Origin of the sequence: Pectobacterium wasabiae CFBP 3304, assembly GCF_001742185.1 — a bacterium.
Lineage (GTDB): Bacteria > Pseudomonadota > Gammaproteobacteria > Enterobacterales > Enterobacteriaceae > Pectobacterium > Pectobacterium wasabiae.
Genome location: NZ_CP015750.1, coordinates 3,974,557 through 3,996,613, shown reverse-complemented (window position 1 = coordinate 3,996,613; position 22,057 = coordinate 3,974,557). Strand labels below are relative to the sequence as shown.

At 51.7% G+C, this 22,057-nt stretch carries 17 protein-coding genes and 1 pseudogene; 14 read left to right on the top strand and 4 right to left on the bottom strand.

Features of this window, described 5'->3' with window-relative positions; translation table 11 throughout:
- Positions 1 to 36 precede the first annotated feature (36 nt).
- The 6 genes from mnmA (at position 37) to A7983_RS18225 (ending at position 6,992) form a co-directional block, all read left to right on the top strand.
- On the top strand, positions 37 to 1,197 hold the full coding sequence (gene mnmA, locus A7983_RS18250; protein ID WP_071531106.1) for a tRNA 2-thiouridine(34) synthase MnmA: 1,161 nt from the start codon (positions 37 to 39) through the stop codon (positions 1,195 to 1,197).
- Positions 1,198 to 1,199: 2 nt separating this feature from the next.
- Positions 1,200 to 1,835 (top strand): high frequency lysogenization protein HflD, encoded by a 636-nt coding sequence (hflD, locus tag A7983_RS18245; RefSeq protein WP_005968926.1) that lies wholly within the window; start codon positions 1,200 to 1,202, stop codon positions 1,833 to 1,835.
- Positions 1,836 to 1,983: 148 nt separating this feature from the next.
- The gene (gene purB / locus A7983_RS18240) at positions 1,984 to 3,354 is read left to right on the top strand and encodes an adenylosuccinate lyase (protein WP_005968927.1); all 1,371 of its coding nucleotides are present in this window, start codon (positions 1,984 to 1,986) and stop codon (positions 3,352 to 3,354) included.
- A 234-nt stretch (positions 3,355 to 3,588) separates the two neighbouring features.
- A complete protein-coding gene (gene phoP / locus A7983_RS18235) occupies positions 3,589 to 4,278 on the top strand; it encodes a two-component system response regulator PhoP (protein WP_005968929.1) in 690 nt (229 codons plus the stop codon).
- Positions 4,275 to 5,735 (top strand): two-component system sensor histidine kinase PhoQ, encoded by a 1,461-nt coding sequence (phoQ, locus tag A7983_RS18230; RefSeq protein ID WP_005968930.1) that lies wholly within the window; start codon positions 4,275 to 4,277, stop codon positions 5,733 to 5,735. Before phoP ends, phoQ begins: the two co-directional genes overlap by 4 nt.
- Positions 5,736 to 5,870: 135 nt before the next feature.
- Positions 5,871 to 6,992: a ribosomal protein uL16 3-hydroxylase gene (locus A7983_RS18225; RefSeq protein ID WP_005968932.1), complete on the top strand. Its 1,122-nt coding sequence runs from the start codon at positions 5,871 to 5,873 to the stop codon at positions 6,990 to 6,992.
- A 78-nt stretch (positions 6,993 to 7,070) separates the two neighbouring features.
- On the opposite strand, the gene pepT is transcribed toward A7983_RS18225, so the two are convergent.
- Positions 7,071 to 8,303, bottom strand: a complete 1,233-nt coding sequence (pepT, locus tag A7983_RS18220; RefSeq protein WP_005968933.1) for a peptidase T — start codon at positions 8,301 to 8,303, stop codon at positions 7,071 to 7,073.
- Positions 8,304 to 8,685: 382 nt separating this feature from the next.
- Between pepT and potA the strand changes: the two genes are divergently transcribed.
- The 6 genes from potA to A7983_RS18190 all read left to right on the top strand — a co-directional run bounded on the left by potA (position 8,686) and on the right by A7983_RS18190 (position 14,293).
- On the top strand, positions 8,686 to 9,801 hold the full coding sequence (gene potA, locus A7983_RS18215) for a spermidine/putrescine ABC transporter ATP-binding protein PotA (protein ID WP_005968935.1): 1,116 nt from the start codon (positions 8,686 to 8,688) through the stop codon (positions 9,799 to 9,801).
- Positions 9,785 to 10,645 (top strand): spermidine/putrescine ABC transporter permease PotB, encoded by an 861-nt coding sequence (potB, locus tag A7983_RS18210; protein ID WP_005968937.1) that lies wholly within the window; start codon positions 9,785 to 9,787, stop codon positions 10,643 to 10,645. Before potA ends, potB begins: the two co-directional genes overlap by 17 nt.
- Positions 10,642 to 11,418 carry a spermidine/putrescine ABC transporter permease PotC gene (gene potC / locus A7983_RS18205; protein WP_005968939.1) on the top strand — a complete coding sequence of 259 codons (777 nt, stop codon included), beginning with the start codon at positions 10,642 to 10,644 and terminating at the stop codon, positions 11,416 to 11,418. Before potB ends, potC begins: the two co-directional genes overlap by 4 nt.
- 80 nt (positions 11,419 to 11,498) lie before the next feature.
- Positions 11,499 to 12,542 (top strand): spermidine/putrescine ABC transporter substrate-binding protein PotD, encoded by a 1,044-nt coding sequence (gene potD / locus A7983_RS18200; RefSeq protein WP_005968941.1) that lies wholly within the window; start codon positions 11,499 to 11,501, stop codon positions 12,540 to 12,542.
- 207 nt (positions 12,543 to 12,749) lie between these two features.
- Positions 12,750 to 13,382, top strand: a complete 633-nt coding sequence (locus A7983_RS18195; RefSeq protein WP_005968943.1) for a YbhB/YbcL family Raf kinase inhibitor-like protein — start codon at positions 12,750 to 12,752, stop codon at positions 13,380 to 13,382.
- Positions 13,383 to 13,426: 44 nt separating this feature from the next.
- Positions 13,427 to 14,293: a helix-turn-helix transcriptional regulator gene (locus tag A7983_RS18190; protein ID WP_005968945.1), complete on the top strand. Its 867-nt coding sequence runs from the start codon at positions 13,427 to 13,429 to the stop codon at positions 14,291 to 14,293.
- Between the two features lie 118 nt (positions 14,294 to 14,411).
- Here A7983_RS18190 and prc read toward each other — a convergent pair whose 3' ends face one another.
- From prc to A7983_RS18175, 3 genes are all read right to left on the bottom strand, one after another.
- Positions 14,412 to 16,427: a carboxy terminal-processing peptidase gene (prc, locus tag A7983_RS18185; RefSeq protein WP_005968946.1), complete on the bottom strand. Its 2,016-nt coding sequence runs from the start codon at positions 16,425 to 16,427 to the stop codon at positions 14,412 to 14,414.
- Positions 16,428 to 16,446: 19 nt separating this feature from the next.
- The gene (gene proQ, locus A7983_RS18180) at positions 16,447 to 17,220 is read right to left on the bottom strand and encodes an RNA chaperone ProQ (RefSeq protein ID WP_005968949.1); all 774 of its coding nucleotides are present in this window, start codon (positions 17,218 to 17,220) and stop codon (positions 16,447 to 16,449) included.
- A gap of 84 nt (positions 17,221 to 17,304) precedes the next feature.
- Positions 17,305 to 17,811 (bottom strand): GAF domain-containing protein, encoded by a 507-nt coding sequence (locus tag A7983_RS18175; protein WP_005968951.1) that lies wholly within the window; start codon positions 17,809 to 17,811, stop codon positions 17,305 to 17,307.
- Between the two features lie 279 nt (positions 17,812 to 18,090).
- On the opposite strand from A7983_RS18175, the gene yebS reads away from it, so the two are divergent.
- Positions 18,091 to 19,377, top strand: a complete 1,287-nt coding sequence (gene yebS, locus A7983_RS18170) for a membrane integrity lipid transport subunit YebS (protein ID WP_005968953.1) — start codon at positions 18,091 to 18,093, stop codon at positions 19,375 to 19,377.
- A gap of 2 nt (positions 19,378 to 19,379) precedes the next feature.
- Positions 19,380 to 22,021 (top strand): annotated as a pseudogene (locus A7983_RS18165) (MlaD family protein).
- Positions 22,022 to 22,057 lie beyond the last annotated feature (36 nt).

The following is a 22,057-nucleotide window of genomic DNA, read 5'->3' as shown; positions in this document are numbered from 1 at the left end:
AATAGCGATGCAGCCCTCGGTTCAACATGCTAAAATATGCCGCTTGTTTTTCGCATCAATGCGTCAGTAAATTCAGTTCGTGAGACTCCCATGTCAGATAACAGCCAGAAAAAAGTGATTGTCGGTATGTCCGGCGGTGTTGATTCCTCCGTTTCCGCTTACCTGTTGCAGCAACAGGGCTATCATGTTGAAGGCCTGTTCATGAAGAACTGGGAAGAGGACGACGACACCGAATATTGCTCAGCAGCCACAGATCTTGCCGATGCGCAGGCCGTTTGCGACAAGCTAGGCATCGAATTACACACCGTCAATTTTGCCGCTGAGTATTGGGACAACGTTTTTGAACTCTTCCTTGAAGAATATAAAGCGGGTCGTACTCCCAATCCCGATATCCTGTGCAACAAAGAGATCAAATTTAAAGCCTTCCTGGAATTCGCTGCCGAGGATCTTGGGGCGGATTATATCGCGACAGGTCACTATGTCCGCCGTCACGACGTTGACGGAAAAAGCCGTTTGCTGCGAGGGATGGACGGTAACAAAGACCAGAGCTATTTTCTTTATACGCTCGGCCACGAACAGATCGCACAGAGCCTGTTCCCGGTCGGCGAGCTGGAAAAACCACAGGTTCGCAAAATCGCCGAAGAACTTGAGCTGGCAACCGCGAAGAAGAAAGATTCTACCGGTATTTGCTTCATCGGCGAACGCAAATTCACCGATTTTCTGGCACGCTATCTGCCTGCACAACCGGGCCCGATTCTGTCCGTCGACGATAACAAACCGATGGGACAACATCAGGGGCTGATGTACCACACATTGGGGCAACGCAAAGGATTAGGCATCGGCGGCGTCAAAGACGGTGGTGAAGATCCCTGGTACGTGGTGGATAAAGATGTCGCCAACAATATTCTGTATGTCGCGCAGGGTCATGAACACCCTCGCCTGATGTCGTATGGTTTAATCGCACAGCAGTTGCACTGGGTCGACCGCCAGCCACTCACCGCGGAACTACGCTGTACAGTCAAAACCCGTTACCGTCAGGCGGATATCCCCTGCACCGTCACGCCGCTTGGCGACGATCGCATTACCGTGCGTTTTGATGAACTCGTCGCCGCCGTGACACCTGGTCAATCCGCCGTTTTTTATCTGGACGACGTTTGCCTTGGTGGCGGTATCATCGAAGAACGCTTACAGGAGTAATTGTGGCTAAGAATTATTATGAAATCACGCTGGCGTTAGCCGGCGTTTGCCAATCGGCGCATTTAGTCCAGCAGTTGGCTCATACGGGTAACTGTAATAACGATGTTCTGCATACCTCGCTGAACAGCGTGTTGAACCTCAATCCGGCCTCCACGCTGGACGTTTATGGCAATGATGAGCAAAACCTGAAAGTTGGGCTGGAAACGCTGCTTGGCATTCTCAACACCAGCACGAAAGGCCCGGGAGCGGAACTCTCGCGTTATGCGTTCAGCCTGATTGCGTTAGAACGTAAGCTAAATGCGAAATCTGCCTCGCTGGACGAATTGGGCAAGCGTATCGGCCAGTTGGAGCGGCAACTGGAACATTTCGAGCTGCTTTCCGAGACGATTGTTAGCGCACTGGCTGCGATTTACGTGGATGTCATCAGTACGCTGGGGCCACGTATTCAGGTTACCGGCTCACCAGAGGTGCTACAAAACAGTCAGGTGCAGGCTAAAGTGCGTGCCGCACTCTTGGCTGGCATCCGTTCTGTCGTGCTTTGGCAACAGATTGGCGGCGGACGCTTACAGTTGATGTTTTCACGCAGTCAATTGGTTAAAGAAGCAAAACAGATATTGGCACGTTGCACGTCCGTTTAATGGTATTCTTGCCGCTATGGCTGACGCTGGTGTGGCTAACGCCAGCGTCGAAAAAATCGATCGTCTGTATTGAAATTAATCGTTCTTATTGAAACTCATTTTTCTTGAAACCAATTGTTATTGAAACCAATCTCAGGAGTTGCTTGCGATGGAATTATCCTCACTGACCGCCGTTTCCCCTATTGATGGACGCTACGGCGATAAAGTCAGCACGTTGCGCACCATTTTCAGCGAATTCGGTTTGCTGAAATTCCGTGTGCAGGTTGAAGTACGTTGGCTGCAAAAACTGGCGGCCTGTGCAGAGATCCAGGAAGTTCCTGCATTTGACGCGGACGCAAACGCTTTCCTTGATAAAATTGTCGCCGAATTCAGCGAAGAAGATGCTGCGCGTATTAAAACTATCGAGCGCACTACCAACCACGATGTGAAAGCCGTTGAGTACTTCCTGAAAGAAAAAGTTGCCGCGATTCCGGCACTGCACGCTGTTAACGAATTCATCCACTTCGCCTGTACTTCAGAAGACATTAACAATCTGTCTCATGCGCTGATGCTGAATACGGCTCGCCGCGATGTCATTCTGCCGCACTGGCGTCAAATCATTGATGCGCTGAAAACACTGGCGCAGGAATACCGCGATATTCCGCTGCTTTCCCGTACTCACGGTCAGCCAGCCACACCTTCCACCATCGGTAAAGAGTTTGCTAACGTCGCTTACCGCATGGAACGCCAATATCGCCAACTGCAACAGGTTGAGATTCTGGGAAAAATTAATGGTGCCGTCGGTAACTATAATGCCCATCTGGCTGCCTACCCGGAAATCGATTGGCACCAATTCAGCGAAAATTTTGTCACGTCGCTGGGCATCAACTGGAACCCGTACACCACGCAGATCGAACCACATGATTACATCGCCGAACTGTTCGACTGCATCGCGCGTTTCAATACGATTTTGATCGACTTTGATCGTGATATTTGGGGCTACATCGCACTGAATCACTTCAAACAGAAAACCATTGCGGGCGAAATCGGCTCCTCCACCATGCCACATAAAGTTAACCCGATTGATTTCGAAAACTCGGAAGGCAACTTGGGTCTGGCAAACGCTGTGCTGACGCATCTGGCCAGCAAACTGCCGGTTTCCCGCTGGCAACGTGACCTCACCGACTCTACCGTGCTGCGCAATCTGGGCGTGGGCGTGGGCTATGCGCTGATTGCGTATCAAGCCACGATGAAAGGCATCAGTAAATTGGAAGTGAACCGCGATCGTCTGGCTGACGAACTGGATCACAACTGGGAAGTGTTGGCAGAACCCATCCAGACTGTGATGCGTCGCTACGGGATTGAAAAGCCGTATGAGAAATTGAAGGAACTGACGCGTGGCAAACGCATTGATGCTGCCGGTATTCAGGCATTCATCGATGGTTTGGCATTACCAGAAGCGGAAAAAACGCGCCTGAAGGCCATGACGCCAGCCAACTATATCGGCCGTGCCATCGCGATGGTCGACGATCTGAAATAACCGCTCTCAAGCCAATGTCGTACTCTCTGGCGGGCGCCCTTGCCCGCCAGTTTCCCTTAAGACCAACCATTTCCAGCCTGTTTATACTCGGTTTACCCTCTCTGTGGATAATTTAGCAAATAAAATAAACTATTTGCCCCGCGTACAATTATGATACGCAGAGGCGAAATGCGTGAAAGACAAGGTGCATAAGTTCGTTGCAATAACCATGTCTACTCGACAGAGGATATAACGATGCGGATTCTGGTCGTTGAAGATAATGTATTACTACGCCATCATTTAACCGTTCAGATGAACGAAATGGGGCATCAGGTTGACGCCGCGTCTGACGCTAAAGAAGCGGATTATTTTCTGCATGAAAACATGCCGGACATTGCGATTGTCGATCTCGGGTTGCCCGATGAAGATGGCATGAGCATGATCCGTCGCTGGCGTGCCAATCAGGCCAAGCTGCCTATTCTGGTACTGACCGCGCGTGAAGGTTGGCAGGACAAAGTTGCCGTGTTGGAAGCCGGTGCGGATGACTACGTGACTAAGCCCTTCCATATGGAAGAAGTCGTGGCTCGTTTGCAGGCGCTGATGCGACGCAACAGCGGGTTGGCATCACAAATCATCAGCCTACCGCCCTTTGAGGTTGATTTGTCGCGCCGCGAATTGGCGATCCACAGCACCCCCATCAAGTTAACCGCGTTTGAATACACCATTATCGAGACGTTGATTCGCAACACAGGTAAAGTCGTCAGCAAAGACTCCCTGATGCTACAACTGTATCCGGATGCGGAGTTGCGGGAAAGTCATACTATTGATGTGTTGATGGGGCGATTACGCAAGAAAATTCAGCAGGCCGACGCGCCGGATGTGATCACTACCGTGCGTGGGCAAGGGTATCGTTTTGATATTGATACACCATCAGGCTCGGTATGAGTGATAACGATAAAAGGCAGCCCTTCTCACTTCGCATTCGTTTTTTACTGGCGACAGCCGCTATTGTGCTGGCGTTGTCGCTGGCTTATGGCACCGTCGCCATTATCGGTTACAGCGTCAACTTTGATAAAACCTCATTCCGCCTGTTACGTGGCGAGAGCAATCTCTATTACAGTCTCGCACAGTGGCGCGATAACCAACTGAATATCGTTACACCACCCGACGTTGACATCAACTTCCCCACGCTGGTGTTGATATACGATGAGCAGGGCAACATGCTCTGGCGTGAAAAGCACGTTCCCGAACTGGAAGCGTTGATAAAGCCAGAATGGCTGAACAAGACGGCCTATCATGAACTGGATACCGACTCCGATACCAGCAGTGCGGTATTAACGGGCAATACCTTACTGTTGAGCAGTTTGCGAGCGCTGAATGGCGCGCAAAATAATGCGTTAACGCACTCTATCGCCGTGAACGTTTACCCGAGGACCGATCATCTCCCCTCTATCACGATTGTGGTAGTCGATCGTATTCCACAGGAACTGCAACAAGAAGACGTGGTGTGGGAGTGGTTCAGCTACGTTTTTATCGCCAATCTCCTGCTGGTACTTCCTCTGCTTTGGCTTGGCGCTCACTGGAGTTTGCGTCCTATTCAGCACCTGGTAAAACAGATCGCTGAACTGGAAAAAGGTTCGCGAGATCAATTGGATGAAAATCCGCCGCGCGAATTGTTCAGCCTGGTAAAAAATCTGAATATCCTGCTGAACAACGAACGCCAGCGCTACCATAAGTACCGCACGACGCTCACCGATCTCACTCACAGCCTGAAAACGCCGCTGGCTGTCTTACAGACCACGTTACGCGCGCTGCGCACTGGCAAAGAGATCACTATCGAACAGGCTGAACCCATCATGCTGGCGCAGATCAGTCGCATCTCACAGCAAATTGGTTATTACCTGCATCGTGCTAGCGTGCGCGCCGAACATAACTTACTGATACGCGAAGTGCACTCGGTTCCGGCAGTGCTGGATGGTCTGTGTTCCGCGTTGAATAAAGTGTATCAGCGCAAGGGAGTGGTGTTGACGCTCGATATTCCGCCCGAACTAACCTTCGTGGGCGAAAAGAATGATTTCATGGAAGTCATGGGTAATATCCTTGATAACGCCTGTAAGTACTGTCTGGAATTTGTCGAAATTAGCGTGCAATACTCCGATCACAAACTACATCTAATTATCGATGATGACGGGCCCGGCATTCTCGAAAGCAAGCGTGAGGTTATTTTCCAGCGTGGGCAGCGTGCCGACCGCATGCGTCCAGGACAAGGCATTGGCCTCGCCGTCGCGGTTGAAATTATCGAACAGTATCAGGGGGAGATCCGCATCAGCGACAGCGCGCTGGGTGGTGCCCGAGTCGAAGCCATTTTCTCCCGCCAGAACCTCAGCCAGAATGAGGGGTGAAAGGCAGTACAGCGCGTGATGCTTCCGCTATACTTATTGCCAAAATGCGGATTGTTTTAAAATACTGATTATTTCAAGAAAAATCATGTCTTCAAGAACAGTCATTTCCTCAAAAACAAGTTTCTGGAAAACGGTATGGACTATCAACTTAACCTCGACTGGCAGGATTTTTTAGCGAACTATTGGCAAAAACGTCCACTCCTGATTAAAGGCGGCTTCACGCATTTTATCGACCCAATTTCACCCGACGAGCTTGCAGGTCTGGCGTTGGAAAATGAGGTAGATAGCCGATTAGTCAGCCATCAGAACGGACGCTGGCAGGTGAGCCACGGTCCTTTCGAGAGCTACGATCATCTAGGGGAAAGCAACTGGTCACTGCTAGTGCAGGCTGTCGACCATTGGCATGAACCCTCTTCCGCCTTGATGCAGCCATTCCGACAACTACCAGATTGGCGTACTGATGACTTGATGATTTCATTTTCCGTTCCCGGTGGTGGCGTAGGACCACATCTGGATCAATATGATGTCTTCATCATTCAAGGTACAGGCCGCCGCCGCTGGCGCATTGGTGAGAAAATACCGATGAAGCAGCACTGCCCGCATCCAGATTTGCTTCAGGTCGATCCGTTTGAAGCCATTATTGATGCAGAGCTGGAACCCGGTGATATCGTGTACATTCCACCAGGCTTCCCGCATGAAGGCTATTCGCTGGAAAATTCTCTGAATTATTCGGTCGGTTTCCGCGCACCGAACGCTCGCGAACTGGTCAGCGGCTTTGCCGACTATGTACTTTCCCGCGAACTCGGCAGCTATCGCTATAGCGATCCTGATATCCCGTCCCGTAAACACATCGCCAGCGTACTGCCACAAGAGTTGGATGCGCTGCAAAAAATGATGTTGGAACTGGTGCAACAGCCAGAACATTTCCAGAACTGGTTTGGTGAATTTATTTCCCAGTCTCGTCATGAGCTTGACCTCTCACCGCCGGAACCGCCTTATCAGGCCGGCGAAGTGTATGAATACCTGCAACAAGGTGAGCCACTGCGTCGTTTAGGCGGCTTGCGGGTCATCTGCGTTGGAGATAGCTGCTTCGTTAACGGGGAGAAAGTGAACAGTACGCACAAGGCGGCGCTGTTTGCGTTGGCTGAGCGCACGACTATTGATGCGGAACAACTGGGCGATGCGCTGGACGATCCCTCTTTCCTCGCACAGCTAACCGTGCTGGTTAACAACGGTTACTGGTATTTCGCGGATTAAGACCAAACGAAGATAATCATTAGCACAAAGATAAGGCGGGAATTTCCCGCCTTATTTGCCTCTGCAAAATGGGTAAACTTACGGTTTTGCACGCAGCGCCGTCAGCTCGGCAATACGCATAATTACAGACACGGCTTTTTCCATACCTTCCAGCGTGACAAACTCATGTTTGCCATGATAGTTGTAGCCGCCGGTAAACAGATTCGGGCACGGTAACCCCTGGAATGACAGGTGTGCGCCGTCAGTGCCACCACGAATCGGCTTCATATTCGGCTCAATATCGCAATCCCGCATCGCCTGCTGTGCCAACGCGATAATGTGCGGGTGCTGCTCAACCTGCTCACGCATATTGTAATAAGTATCAGTAATCGTGACTTCAATATAGCAATCCGGGTGCAGCCCCACGCCGACCTTTTCCGCAATATCCAGCATCATCTGCTTGCGCCGTTCAAAGCCGTTGTGGTCAAAATCCCTGACGATGTAGTGCAGATCTGCCCGCTCCACAGAGCCTTTCATGCTGTGAAGGTGGTAGAACCCTTGATAGCCGTCCGTCTGCTCCGGCGATTCATTCGCTGGCACATACTGATGATAGCGAGAGGCCAGCGTTAGCGCATTGACCATCACGCCCTTCGCACTACCGGGATGTACATTGTTGCCCACGATTTTCACTTGAACCGATGCGGCATTAAAATTCTCATACTCCAGCTCGCCAACACCACCGCCGTCCACGGTATAGGCCCACTGCGCATTAAACGCTTTAACATCAAAAAACTGCGCGCCCTTACCAATTTCTTCATCGGGCGTAAAGGCAATACGAATATCGCCGTGCGGCAGTTGGTTTTTTCTCAGACGCACCAGCGCGGTAATAATCTCCGCGATCCCTGCCTTATCATCCGCCCCCAGCAACGTTTTGCCATCTGTCGTAATCAGCGTGTGTCCCAGTAGTTGATGCAGCACAGGGAACATCACGGGTGACAGCACCTCATCCCCCATACCCAAGGCAATGTCGCCGCCGCGATAGTTTTCCAAAATCTGCGGATTCACATTTTTGCCGCTAAAATCCGGTGACGTGTCCATATGTGAAATAAAGCCGATGGCCGGTACTGACCAGGCAACGTTCGCCGGAAGCGTCGCCGTTAGGCAACCCTGCTTGCTCAATGCAATCTGTTCAAATCCCAGATCGAGCAGTTCCTGCTGTAACGCACGCGCCAGTTTCAACTGACCGTCAGTGCTCGGCACCTGCCGAACGCCGGATTTAGACTGTGTATCAAATGAAACGTAGTTCAAAAATCTGTCGAGTAGTTTATCCATCTTATCTATGCCCCCTGAACCCTGAAAGGCATTATGGATAGGGCTACCACGGTAGATATTGCGTCAGGTCAGTTTTTTCCCGATTTAACAAGCCGTCAGGGCATAATTCAGGCCAAAAAGCGGCGACAACGTCACGAAGAACGCCTAAAACAGGCAACAACCACATAACAACCGAGGAGCATACCGGCCAATTCATTGGCTGAATTGCCACCACTCACCCACTAATCGACAGGAAGTGGGGTCACACAAGTTGGCGTTAGGCAACGTTTCCCGTAAAATGCCCCCCTTAACTGCACACGCTGTCTGAAAGGTGATAACCCTTGGTGCGATCGCAACGGAAATACCGTTGATCGGCCAAATCAGGAAATAGAGCTATACCTTAATGAAAGAAAACTTCCCGGCTGTGCCCGTCGTTGAGTTGATCAACGTCCACAAAGGCTTTGATGGCAAAGACATCATTTCACACTTCAATCTCACCATTAATAACGGTGAGTTCTTAACAATCCTCGGGCCATCCGGCTGTGGTAAAACTACCGTACTACGCCTGATTGCCGGTCTGGAAACGGTCGACAGCGGCCATGTTATGCTGGAAAAGCAGGATATTACCTATCAACCCGCCGAGCAGCGACACGTTAATACCGTATTTCAAAGCTATGCGCTGTTTCCTCACCTTAGCGTGTTTGAGAACGTGGCGTTCGGCTTGCGCATGCAGAAAACGCCCGCCGCAGAGATTACCCCGCGCGTGATTGACGCCCTGAAAATGGTGCAATTGGACGAGTTAGCGCAGCGTCGCCCGCACCAATTGTCTGGTGGCCAGCAACAACGTGTTGCCATCGCCCGCGCTGTCGTCAACCAGCCGAAAGTGCTGCTGCTGGACGAATCCCTGTCCGCTCTCGATTATAAACTGCGCAAGCAGATGCAGAACGAGCTGAAAGCGCTGCAACGTAAGTTGGGTATCACCTTTATTTTCGTCACGCACGATCAGGAAGAAGCACTGACGATGTCCGACCGCATCGTTGTGATGCGTGATGGACGTATTGAGCAAGATGGTACGCCGCGTGAAATCTATGAAGAGCCGAAAAATTTGTTCGTCGCCAGTTTTATTGGCGAAATCAATATCTTTGATGCCATCGCACTGGAACAATTGGATGAACAGCGAGTACGTGCTCAGGTCGAAGGCCACGAATGCGTTATCACCGTCAACGTTCCGATCAACGTCGGCCAGCACCTCAACGTACTGCTGCGACCGGAAGATTTACGCGTCGAAGAGCTGGGGGACGGCATGCAGGCAGAAGGGATGGTTGGCTACGTGCGCGAGCGCAACTATAAAGGCATGACGCTGGAATCCAACATCGAGTTGGAAAATGGCAAGATGGTTATGGTCAGCGAATTTTTTAACGAAGACGATCCTGACTTCGATCATTCACTCAACCAGAAAGTGGACGTCACCTGGGTGGAAAGTTGGGAGGTAGTCCTGCACGATGAAGAAATCGCGTAAACGCTTTCAAAACACTATTATTACCCTCATTGTTGTCTGGCTGGTGCTGTTTGTTTTCTTGCCCAACCTGATGATCATCGGAACCAGTTTTCTGACGCGCGATGACGCCCATTTCATCAGTCTGGTCTTTACGCTGGAAAACTACACGCGGCTGGCCGATCCGCTTTATGCATCAGTCCTGCTGCATTCGCTGAACATGGCCGTCATCGCCACGTTCTGCTGTCTGCTCTTAGGCTATCCGTTTGCCTTTATTTTGGCGCGCTTACCGAAAAACATTCAGCCGCTGATGCTGTTTCTGCTGATTGTACCGTTTTGGACCAACTCACTGATCCGTATTTACGGGCTGAAAATTTTCCTCAGCACGCGCGGACACCTGAATGAGTTTCTGCTCTGGACGGGCCTGATTGATACACCACTGCGGATTATGTATACCTCCGAAGCCGTCATTCTCGGCCTGATTTACATCCTGCTGCCTTTCATGGTGCTACCGCTCTACTCCAGCATTGAAAAGCTTGATAAAGCCTATCTTGAAGCCGCCCGCGATCTGGGTGCCAATAAATGGCAAACCTTCATTCGTGTGGTGATCCCGTTAACCATGCCGGGAATTATCGCCGGATGCTTGCTGGTGCTGCTGCCCGCCATGGGATTGTTTTTCGTTGCCGACCTGATGGGCGGAGCCAAAAACTTGCTGATCGGTAACGTGATTAAAAGCCAGTTCCTTAATATCCGCGATTGGCCGTTTGGTGCTGCCACCAGCATCTGCCTGACGCTGGTCATGGGCGTGCTGCTGTTTATCTACTACCGCACAGCCCGCCTGCTGAATAAAAAGGGAGAGCTGGAATGACCGGACGCTTAATCCGCGGTGGATTTATGTCCATCATTTACGCTTACCTGTACATTCCGATTATTATTCTGATTGTAAATTCGTTTAATCAGGCGCGTTTCGGCATCAATTGGCAGGGATTTACGCTGGACTGGTATCGACTGCTGATGAACAACGACAGCCTCCTTCAGGCTGCGCAGCACTCGCTGACGATGGCGGTGTTTTCCGCGACGTTCGCCACGTTGATTGGTTCCCTGACGGCTGTCGCGCTGTATCGCTATCGTTTTCGCGGTAAGCCTTTTGTCGGCGGCATGCTGTTCGTGGTGATGATGTCACCGGATATCGTGATGGCAATTTCGCTGCTGGTGCTCTTCATGTTGCTGGGTATATCGCTGGGATTCTGGTCGCTGCTGTTTTCCCACATCACGTTCTGCCTGCCGTTTGTGGTGGTGACTGTCTACTCGCGTCTGAAAGGTTTTGACGTGCGAATGCTGGAAGCCGCGCGCGATTTGGGAGCCAGCGAAGTGATTATCCTGCGCAAAATCATTCTGCCGCTGGCGATGCCGGCCGTGGCAGCCAGTTGGCTACTCAGCTTTACGCTGTCGATGGATGACGTGGTCGTTTCCTCGTTTGTCACTGGGCCGACGTATGAGATTCTGCCATTGAAAATTTACTCGATGGTGAAGGTCGGTGTATCCCCGGAAGTCAACGCGCTGGCAACGATCCTGCTGATTCTGTCGCTCGTGCTGGTGCTCAGTAGCCAGTTGATTTTACGTGACTGTACCGGAAAGTAAGGTTGCACCACGCACGATGAATACCGTTATTTTCATACTCTGCTGATATAACCTTTGGGACTTGTAAGGAGGTAAACATAATGAAAAAGTGGCCACACCTACTGGCAGCCTGCGCGATCGCATTTGGCATCAATACTGCAAATGCCAATGACGGCAAAACGCTCTATTTCTATAACTGGACCGAATATGTACCGCCGGGTCTATTGGAACAGTTCACTAAAGAAACGGGTATCAAGGTGATTTACTCCACCTATGAATCCAACGAGAGTATGTACGCCAAGCTGAAAACCTATAAGGACGGTGCCTACGATCTGGTCGTTCCTTCAACCTATTTCATCTCCAAGATGAGTAAGGAAGGCATGCTGCAAAAAATTGATACCAGTAAACTCAGCAACTTCCATAATCTCGATCCGAACCTGCTGCACAAATCGTTCGATCCGAATAACGACTACTCTATTCCCTATATCTGGGGTGCAACGGCGATTGGTATTAATCATGAAGTGATTGACCCCGCCAGCGTCACCAGTTGGGGCGATCTGTGGGATAAGAAATATAAAGACAGCCTGCTGCTGACGGACGACGCACGCGAGGTGTTCCAAATCGCTCTGCGTAAGCTCGGTTACTCCGCGAACACTACCGATCCTAAAGAGATTGAGACGGCGTATAAAGAGTTGCAAGCCTTGATGCCGAACGTGCTGACGTTCAACTCGGACAACCCCGGCAACCCGTTCATTGAGGGCGAAGTCAATCTGGGCATGGTGTGGAACGGCTCTGCTTACGTGGCCCGTCAGGCGGGAACACCGCTGGATGTCATCTGGCCCAAAGAAGGCGGCATTTTCTGGATGGACAGCCTGGCGATCCCGGCCAACGCCAAAAACGTTGACGGCGCGATGAAACTGATCGACTTCCTACTGCGCCCAGAAGTGGCAGCGCAGGTTGCGGAAACTATCGGCTATCCGACACCGAATCTGGCAGCGAAAAAACTACTACCGGCAGAGGTTTCAGGGGACAAAACGCTGTACCCGGACGATGAAACCATCGCCAAAGGTGAATGGCAGAACGACGTTGGCAGCGCCAGTACACTATACGAGACCTATTTCCAGCAGCTAAAAGCGGGTCGTTAATCACACACTACGCGATGCTCATCGACTACGTTTCAGCGGCTTCCCTTATCGGAAGCCGTTTTTCATATCGTCTGGCAATGTGGTGCTATCTGAAGCCATCAAATTGACCGCTAAAAGCATTATCCTGACGGTATTAGGAAAATAATTGCATACAGCTTCTTCTATAATGATTCCACACTCATCAGAATCGCAATAAGGAGCACCACCATGCTGCAACTCTCCAGCCACAGTTTTCAGAACGGCGAGACTATCCCAGGCGAGTTTGCCTTTGCTGTACCGGATGCAAACAACCACATTGCCCTATCTTCTAACCACAATCCCCATCTTGCCTGGCACGGTGTCCCCGAAGGGACACAGTCTTTCGTATTGATCTGTCACGACCCGGATGTCCCCAGCCGCGGTGATGATGTGAATCAGGAAGGCCGCGAGGTTAGCGCCTCTCTACCGCGTGTTGATTTCTACCATTGGCTATTGCTGGATATACCTGCCAGCGTCAGCGAAATCGCCGCCGCTTCGCATTCCGATAGCATTACTCCGCGCGGAAAAGCAGGTCCAGATGCACCAGCAGGGTTCCGACACGGCATCAACGACTACACCGCCTGGTTCGCCACCGACGAGCAGATGAAAGGCAACTACTATGGTTATGATGGCCCTTGCCCACCGTGGAACGATGCGATCGTCCATCACTACATCTTCACACTTTACGCTCTCGCGACGCCTTCCTTAACGATAGAGGGGGAGTTTAACGGGGCGAATGTCCGAACTGCGCTAGCTAACGCGCCCGTATTGGCGGAAGCGAAACTGACTGGACTGTATACGCTTAACCCTGCATTGTTGTGATAATAATAAGTTATGAGAATGACTCGTTATAAGAATGGCGGTCGATGAGTGTGACAGCTTTACGCCCCGTTTCTCCGCCTCTCCTTGAAGCGGCGGCCTGGACATTGCCATCGGGCCAGCCGCTACAGCGGTATGGCCTGTGTGCATTAGCACAACCTCATCTGCGTACACCACAGCAGACAACGCGTTTTCATTTTTATGAGGCCACGCTTCTTCTGGTTCTTTCGGGTCAATTGACCATGATCGAACAGAATAAAACAACGATTGTCGACGCGCCCTCCCAGATTTGCCTGATCACGCCCGATGCGAGTGCCAATCTGACGAAAATGCCCGGCGGTAATGACTCCGTTTTCCGGTCGATCTTTCTGACGTTTTCACCCACGCTGCTAGCACGTTTTTATCTACGCTACCCTGTTGAATACGCCCCCGCACATCCTCCGAGCGCCTTCACTACCCTCTCCTTGGATGACGATCTCACCAGCACATTACAGTATCTGATTGAAGGAATTACCGGCGGCAAGCTCGATGAATCGCGTCTCGAACTCCGACTGATGGATATGCTGCTGGTGCTATCGGAACACGGGTATCACTTTGGTGCACCACCACAGCCAGGCGTTTCTACCCAGCTACGCACGCTTATCAGTGAAGAGCCAGAGCGCCACTGGACCGCACAGTCTGCGGGGCGTTTGCTGGCTATGAGCGAAGCCACGTTACGTCGCAGATTGTCTGCCGAGCAGACGCGTTTTGAAGTGCTGCTGTTGGAAACGCGAATGCAGCACGCGATGATGTTGGTACAGACAACGTCATGGAGTATGCAACGCCTAGCGGAAGCCTGCGGGTATAAATCTTCTGCACGCTTTTCCGAACGGTTTAAAACCCGTTTTGGCTGTTCACCAACCAAGATTCGTTAATCCATCATCGACGGCACAACACCGTCATCTACAACATCTAAAACAAAGCGCCCTGTCAGATAAACCAACAGGGCGCTTGAGGAGCGGGTTAAAAGATAATCACAACAACGTTGGCATATTACTCTTTCTGGTCTTGCGCCAAATCGTTAGCGATTTTCACCGTTTCATCCAGATAAGGATCGGGAGCCTGATAATCTTTCGGCAGATCCTCCAGCGATTTGAGCGGTTTCTTGCCCTCTCTCGTCAGTCGATCGTTAATCCGATTCAGACGCATCGCTTCATCATCGTCATTCTCTTTCTCACGCTGGGCAAGATTGAGCGATACGAAATTGCGTTTATCCTTCATCGCGTTGTAGCGGGCAATATCCTGTGCAACAAACTGGAACTCAGGATCTTTAGCGATACGTTCCTGATGGTGTTCATTCAGTTTGCTAATCAGCGCCTTCAGATCGCCGCTCTTCGTGTAGTTAGCCGCCTTGATGCTGTCCCACGGTAACGCGTTGTCTTCGAACTTCTCACCGGTATCTACCGTTTCTGTACCGGTTGGCATCATCACGTCAGGCGTCACCCCTTTCATCTGAGTACTGCCGCCGTCAATGCGATAGAACTTCTGAATCGTGTACTGCACGGAACCCAGCGCAGGCCAGTCAGGGCGCAGCATCTGATCGTAGATCCGATTCAGAGAGCGATATTGCTGTACGGTGCCTTTACCAAACGTCGGTTCACCCACGATCAAGGCACGACCGTAATCCTGCATCGCCGCCGCGAAGATCTCAGAAGCGGAAGCACTGAAGCGGTCTACCAACACCACCAGCGGGCCTTTGTAATACACAATGCCGTCGGTGTCACTGTCTTCGCGCACTTTGCCATTATTGTCGCGTACCTGCACGACAGGGCCACTTGGAATAAACAGACCGGAAAGCCCTACCGCTTCCGTCAGCGCACCGCCGCCGTTAGTCCGCAGGTCAATCACGATGCTGCTGACGTTCTGTTTTTCCAGCTTCTGGAGCTGAACTTTTACGTCATCTGTCAGGCCGACATAGAAGCCGGGGATATCCAGCACGCCGACTTTATCTTTGCCAACGGTCTTGACGGACATTTTCACTGCGCGATCTTCAAGGCGGATACGTTCACGCGTCAGCGTGACAATACGGGTTTTCGTCCCTTTACCTGCGGGCAGAACTTCCAGACGCACCTTACTGCCTTTCGGCCCCTTGATCAGCGCGACCACATCGTCCAGACGCCAGCCGATAACATCCACCATCGGCTTGCCGTTTTGGCCGACACCGACTACACGGTCACCGACGGTAATGTTTTTGCTCTTCGCCGCCGGGCCGCCGGGCACCATGGAATTAATCATGGTGTAGTCATCATCCATCTGCAACACCGCACCGATCCCTTCGAGCGACAGGCTCATTTCGGTATTGAATTGCTCGGTGTTACGCGGTGACAGGTAGCTAGTATGCGGATCAATTTCACGCGCAAAGGCGTTCATGACGAGTTGGAAAACATCTTCGCTATTGCTCTGCGCCAAACGACGAATTGCAAACTGGTAGCGCTTGGTCAGCGTCTCTTTGATGTCTTTATCATTTTTACCGGTCAGCTTTAGGCTGAGCCAGTCATATTTTACCTTGGCGTCCCACAGACGGTTAAGTTCACCCGCGTTCTGTGGCCAAGGGGCTTTACTGCGATCGAGCTCAAACGTATCGTTGCCCGTCAGATCTACCGGTTTATCCAGCAGCGACAGTGCATATTGAAAACGTTCAAACCGACGTTTCTGGGCCAGATTGTACAACGCATACGGAATATCCAGTTGGCCGGATTTCAGCGCGTCGCCCAATTGGGCTTTTTGCCCGGAAAACTGCGCCACATCAGAGGCCAACAGCACATTGTGGCTGTAATCCAACATGTTGAGGTAGCGGTTAAAAATTTTCTCAGAGAACTGCGCATCCAGCATAAACTGACGATAATGCGAACGCAGGAAACGTGAGGCCACCCTGTCGCTAACGGTAGCATGTTGAGGCTCCTGATGTAGCTGAGGGATCTGCTCAACACGCGTAATGTTTTCATTTGCAAAACTAGAGCCCGCCAGCAGTAAGCCTGCAATGGCGGTTATTCTGACTAAGTTGTTCATGCCCAGGTTGGCCTCCGTATCAGAACTGCAAGTGTTCTGCGCGTACAATCATTGCCAGTCCAGAAGCCAATTGTACCCTGACTTCGCCTTTGGCAATTTCAAGCACGGTGGCATCCATGGCGTCTTTGCCGGCTCTGACTTTGATTTCCTGACCGATTTGCAGTTTGGAAACATCTGTAACCGCAACCCGCTGACGCTCAGTGTTGGCAGGTTTTGCCTGACGCGCTTGAGCATTTGCTGGTTGCTGAGAAGAGGACTGAGATTGGCCGGGAGAAGACTGGCGTGGTTTACGCGGTGCGCTGTTGCGTGATGCATGGTTTTGAGACACATGGTTTCGTGATGCGTCGTTTGAAGCATCACGACGCGGCGCACGTCTCTGAGCGGGACGAGGAGTACGCGCTGCATCTGCCGTCTCTCCGGCTGCTTCACGTTTTTTCGCCTGCTGCTCAGCACGCTGAGCCTGAACTCGCGCTTTCGCTTCTTCCAACTGCGTGCGGGCATGATCGACATGCTGCTGCTCCAACTCACCGCACGGGTTACCGTCCAGATCGACACGTTGGGCACCTAATTTTACACCGTACAGATACCGCCAGCTTGAGGTGTAAAGACGCAGCGCAGAGCGTAATTGCGTCTTACTGACGTTATCGGATTCCGGTACACGCTCAACAAGATCCTGAAAAATACCGATCTTTAACGGACGCGTTTCACCTTCAGTGGTGAAACAAAGCGGGAACCGCTCTGCCAAAAAGGCTATGACTTCTTTACTACTGTTCAACTTAGGTTGATTTTCCATGAAATTTCCTGATTACAACGGGTTTGCCAACCGGCGCAGGCATGAACAGGCGTCATTATAATGACGCCATCGGCAATTGCCACGTTAACCTTGTCTCAACGTGAGAGAATTGATGAATGTCATCACATCGCTCGCTTCTAATTGAGCACAAAGTACGCTCACCACGGCCTTCAGCCCTTCTTCATCATCCGCATCAAAACGTTGATAAAGGGGACTGTCAATATCCAGAACGCCAATCCGTTGCCCATTAACGACAAGCGGTAGCACGATTTCAGCATTACTCGCGGCATCACAGGCGATATGACCGGGGAACGCATGAACATCGTCCACGCGCTGAATGCGATTTTCAGCCATCGCCGCACCGCATACACCTTTGCCAACCGGAATACGCACACAGGCGACCTTGCCCTGAAACGGTCCCAGAAAAAGCGTGTCGTTATCCAACAGGTAAAACCCTGCCCAGTTAACTCCATCCAAACGCTCAAACAGCAACGCACTACTGTTTGATAAAATGGTAATAAAACGGTTTTCATCCGCAATAAGCGATGACATATCGCGAATGAGATCCTGATAAAATGCTTGTTTATTCATAAAGTATATCGTTGTCTTTTCAAAACGGTGCGGACAATTCCCACACAGGCTGCATTAGCATCGGCTACAGAATGCCATAAGATGAGCGCCTTCGCGCGAAGAATCATCCGCTTTACCGTATCGTTGTCGTGCATATCGTGCTATTTCCACCTGCAAAATAACATCGGTCAGCGATCATATCCTTTTATGAATTTACCATTCAGTTACACTAAATAGCTGTGAATGCGTTATCCATCGAGGATAACAGGGCTCGACATCGTCTATCGGACCGCAGGAAAAATGAAAATACAGACTATAACCGGCCCTGCACCGTTTCCGTCTCCCCGACCGCCGTTAACCGATGGGGCTAAAAGTGCGCTATCCACCATCGCTCGTTACCATCGCTGCCCGGAGTGCGATGCTTTTTTTGCACTACCACAACTGAAGCGTAACCAGACGGCTAATTGCCCACGCTGCGATGCCAAAGTCAGTTCAGGCAGAGACTGGACCATTTCCCGGCTTGCTGCAATGGCCGTTGCCATGCTGGTACTGATGCCATTTGCCTTCACCGAGCCGTTGATCAGTATTCGTCTGCTGGGGGTCACCATCAATGCCAGCCTGTTTGAGGGTATTTGGCAAATCACCCGTCAGGGACACCCGCTCACGGCAAGTATGGTCGCATTTTGTACCGTTGGCGCACCGCTAACGTTAGTTTTTTCGCTGTTATACCTGTTTTTTGCGCCCCGAATCGGCATGAACCTGCGCCCCATCCTGCTCATGTTGCAGCGGCTAAAAGAGTGGATGATGTTGGATATCTATCTGGTTGGCATGGCCGTTGCCGCGATCAAAGTCCGTGAGTTCGCGGATGTTCAAGCCGGTATTGGGCTCGTCGCCTTTCTGGCGCTGATGATCTTAAGTCTGTTGACGCTGATCCACTTAAATACCGACCAGCTTTGGCAGCGGTTTTACCCACGTCTGAGGCCATTGATTTCGCCAGACCGCTACCGAATCTGCCTTTCCTGCCATTTTACCAGCTCGCCTGACAACCGGGGACGCTGCCCCCGTTGCCATATTCCGCTTCGCTTACGCCAGCGTCAGAGCCTGCAAAAATCCTGGGCAGCGCTTATTGCCTCTATAATTCTACTGTTCCCCGCGAACCTGTTGCCCATATCTATTATTTATTCCAACGGCGCACGCACGGAGGACACGATTTTTTCCGGCATCCTTTCACTCGCGACAGGCAATATTCCGATCGCATTGGTGGTTTTTATCGCCAGTATTCTGGTGCCGTTTACTAAAGTTATTGTGCTGTTCGGCCTGTTGGTTAGCATCCATGTCCAGTCGGAAGGCAACATAATGATGCGCATGAAGTTGCTGCGCGTTATCCGTTGGATCGGTCGCTGGTCCATGCTCGATTTATTTGTGATTGCCCTGACGATGTCGCTCGTCAACCGCGATCAACTACTCGCTTTCACCATGGGGCCTGCTGCTTTTTACTTTGGCGCAGCGGTGATTCTCACTATCCTTGCCGTTGAATGGCTGGATAGCAGACTGATGTGGGATAACACTGATGTGGAATTGGAATAACAATGCAAGATAATACGTCTGGGACACCAACCGAAGCTACCGTGAAAAACAAGCGCCGCCTGTCACCATTTTGGCTGCTACCGTTGATTGCGTTGATGATTGCCGGCTGGCTGATTTACACCAATCAACAGGAGCGCGGGGCGACGGTCACCATCGATTTCGTCTCCGCCGATGGCATTGTCGCCGGACGAACCCCCGTGCGTTACCAAGGGTGGAGGTCGGCACAGTGCAAAATATCAAGCTGAGCGAAGACCTGCGCACCATACAGGTCGAAGCCAGCATCAAAAGCGATATGAAGGAAGCATTACGCAGCGACACCCAGTTCTGGTTGGTTACGCCAAAAGCGTCTCTCGCCGGGGTTTCGGGATTAGATGCGCTGGTGGGCGGTAACTACATCGGTATGATGCCCGGTTCCGGCGAGGCGCAAGAGCACTTCTCCGCGTTGGATACGCAGCCCAAATATCGCGTTAATACTGGGGAATTACTGATTCATCTCCACGCGGACGATTTGGGTTCACTGAATACCGGTTCACTGGTTTACTATCGCAAAATTCCGGTCGGGAAAGTCTATGACTATACGGTTTCCCAAGATCGCCGTGGTGTCATGATTGACGTGCTGGTTGAACGCCGTTTCACCCATCTGGTGAAGAAAAATAGCCGTTTCTGGAATGTGTCCGGCTTTAATGCGGACATCAGCGTCAGCGGCGCAAAAATTGAGATGGAGAATCTGGCCGCCTTGGTTAACGGCGCGATCGCGTTCGATTCACCGGAAGAGAGTGAAGACGCAGGTGCTGAGCAATCCTACCGCCTCTATCCCGATCTGGCACAGAGCCAGCGAGGAGTGAAAATCACGCTGGATTTACCTTCTGGCGACAGTTTATCCGAAGGCCGTACCCCGCTGATGTATCAGGGGCTGGAAGTCGGGACGTTGAATAAAATCACCTTAAACCCAGGCGACGGCAAGGTCAGCGGAGAGCTGATCATCGATCCCTCCGTAATTTCGCTAATGCGAGAAGGTACGCGTATTGAACTCAGCAAACCACAGCTTTCACTCAGCGACTTGAATGTATCGCGCCTGCTGAGCGGCCCAACGCTAACGTTACTCCCCGGCGAAGGCGAACCGCGCCAGCATTTTACCGTGCTGGATAGTGGGCAACAGCAACTCGCCCAGCCCGGCGCGCTTTCTATTCAGCTAACGGCAGCACAAAGTTATGGTATTGACAGCGGTCAACCCGTACTGCTGCACGGCGTACAAATCGGTCAGGTCGTGAAACGCACGCTGGATGAACAGGGTGTCAGCTTCGTTTTGGTGATCGAGCCGAGATATCGCCAGTTATTGCACCGCGACAGTAAATTTATCGTTAACAGCCGCGTGAATGTGAAGATGGGACTGGATGGCATCCAAGTGCTGGGTGCCAGCGCGCAAGAATGGGTTAGCGGCGGTATTCAGGTTTTACCGGGTAGCAAAGGTGACATTCAGGCGCGTTACCCCCTGTTCAGCGATCTCGAAAAAGCTGAAGAAGGTATTCGGGGTTCCACCCCTTCGCCCACCCTCACCTTGGTCACCGACAGCCTGCCGGATATTCAGGACGGATCCATCGTGCTGTACCGTAAATTCCAGGTGGGCGAAATCATGCGGGTGCGACCCAAGACGGATACCTTTGAGGTCGAGGTTTATATCCGTCCCGAACACCGCAAACTGTTGACGGAAAACAGCGTGTTCTGGGCCGAAGGCGGTGCCCGCGTGCAGTTGAACACCTCAGGTCTGACGGTGCAAGCTTCTCCGTTGAATCGGGCGCTTAAGGGGGCGATTAGCTTTGATAATCTGGAAGGTGCGCCAGAAATTAAAGGCGGTAAACGCGTTCTGTACAATAACGAAACGGCAGCGCGAGCCGTGGGTAGCCGTATCATTCTGCGCACCTACGACGCCAGCAAACTCGCACCGGGGATGCCGATCCGCTATCTGGGCATTGATATCGGCCAGTTAGATTCGCTAAAACTGTCCGAACAGCGTAACGACGTGCTGGTGCAAGCCGTACTTTACCCTGAATACGTGCGTAATTTCGCCCGCTCAGGCACGCGATTTTCCGTTGTCACGCCGGAAATTTCTGCCGCGGGTGTGAATCATCTGGAAACGCTATTCCAACCTTATATTAACGTCGAGCCGGGTAACGGCAGCGTGACGCGCAATTTTGAGCTACAACAGGCCACCATCTCGGATTCCCGCTATCAGGATGGCTTGAATATCAGCGTTGATGCGCCGGAAGCGGGAGCATTGCAAGTCGGTACGCCGGTTCTGTTCCGAGGTATCGAAGTGGGAACCGTGACCGGGTTATCGCTAGGCACCTTGTCGGATCGCATCGCCGTCTCGCTGCGCATCAGCAAACGCTATCAGCATCTGGTTCGCGATAATTCCGTCTTCTGGCAGGCTTCTGGCTACAATCTGGAATTCGGACTGGTTGGCGGCGTCATCAAAAGCGGAACCTTCCAACAGTTTATTCGCGGTGGCATCGCTTTTGCTACCCCACCCAGCACACCACTCGCCCCTAAGGCTCAGGAAGGAAAACATTTCCTACTGAGGAACGAAGAACCCAAAGAGTGGCGGCAATGGGGTACAGCGATTCCGAACACCCCAGATAATTAACGTTCATCACCTAACAGGGCGACGCTGGTCGCCCTG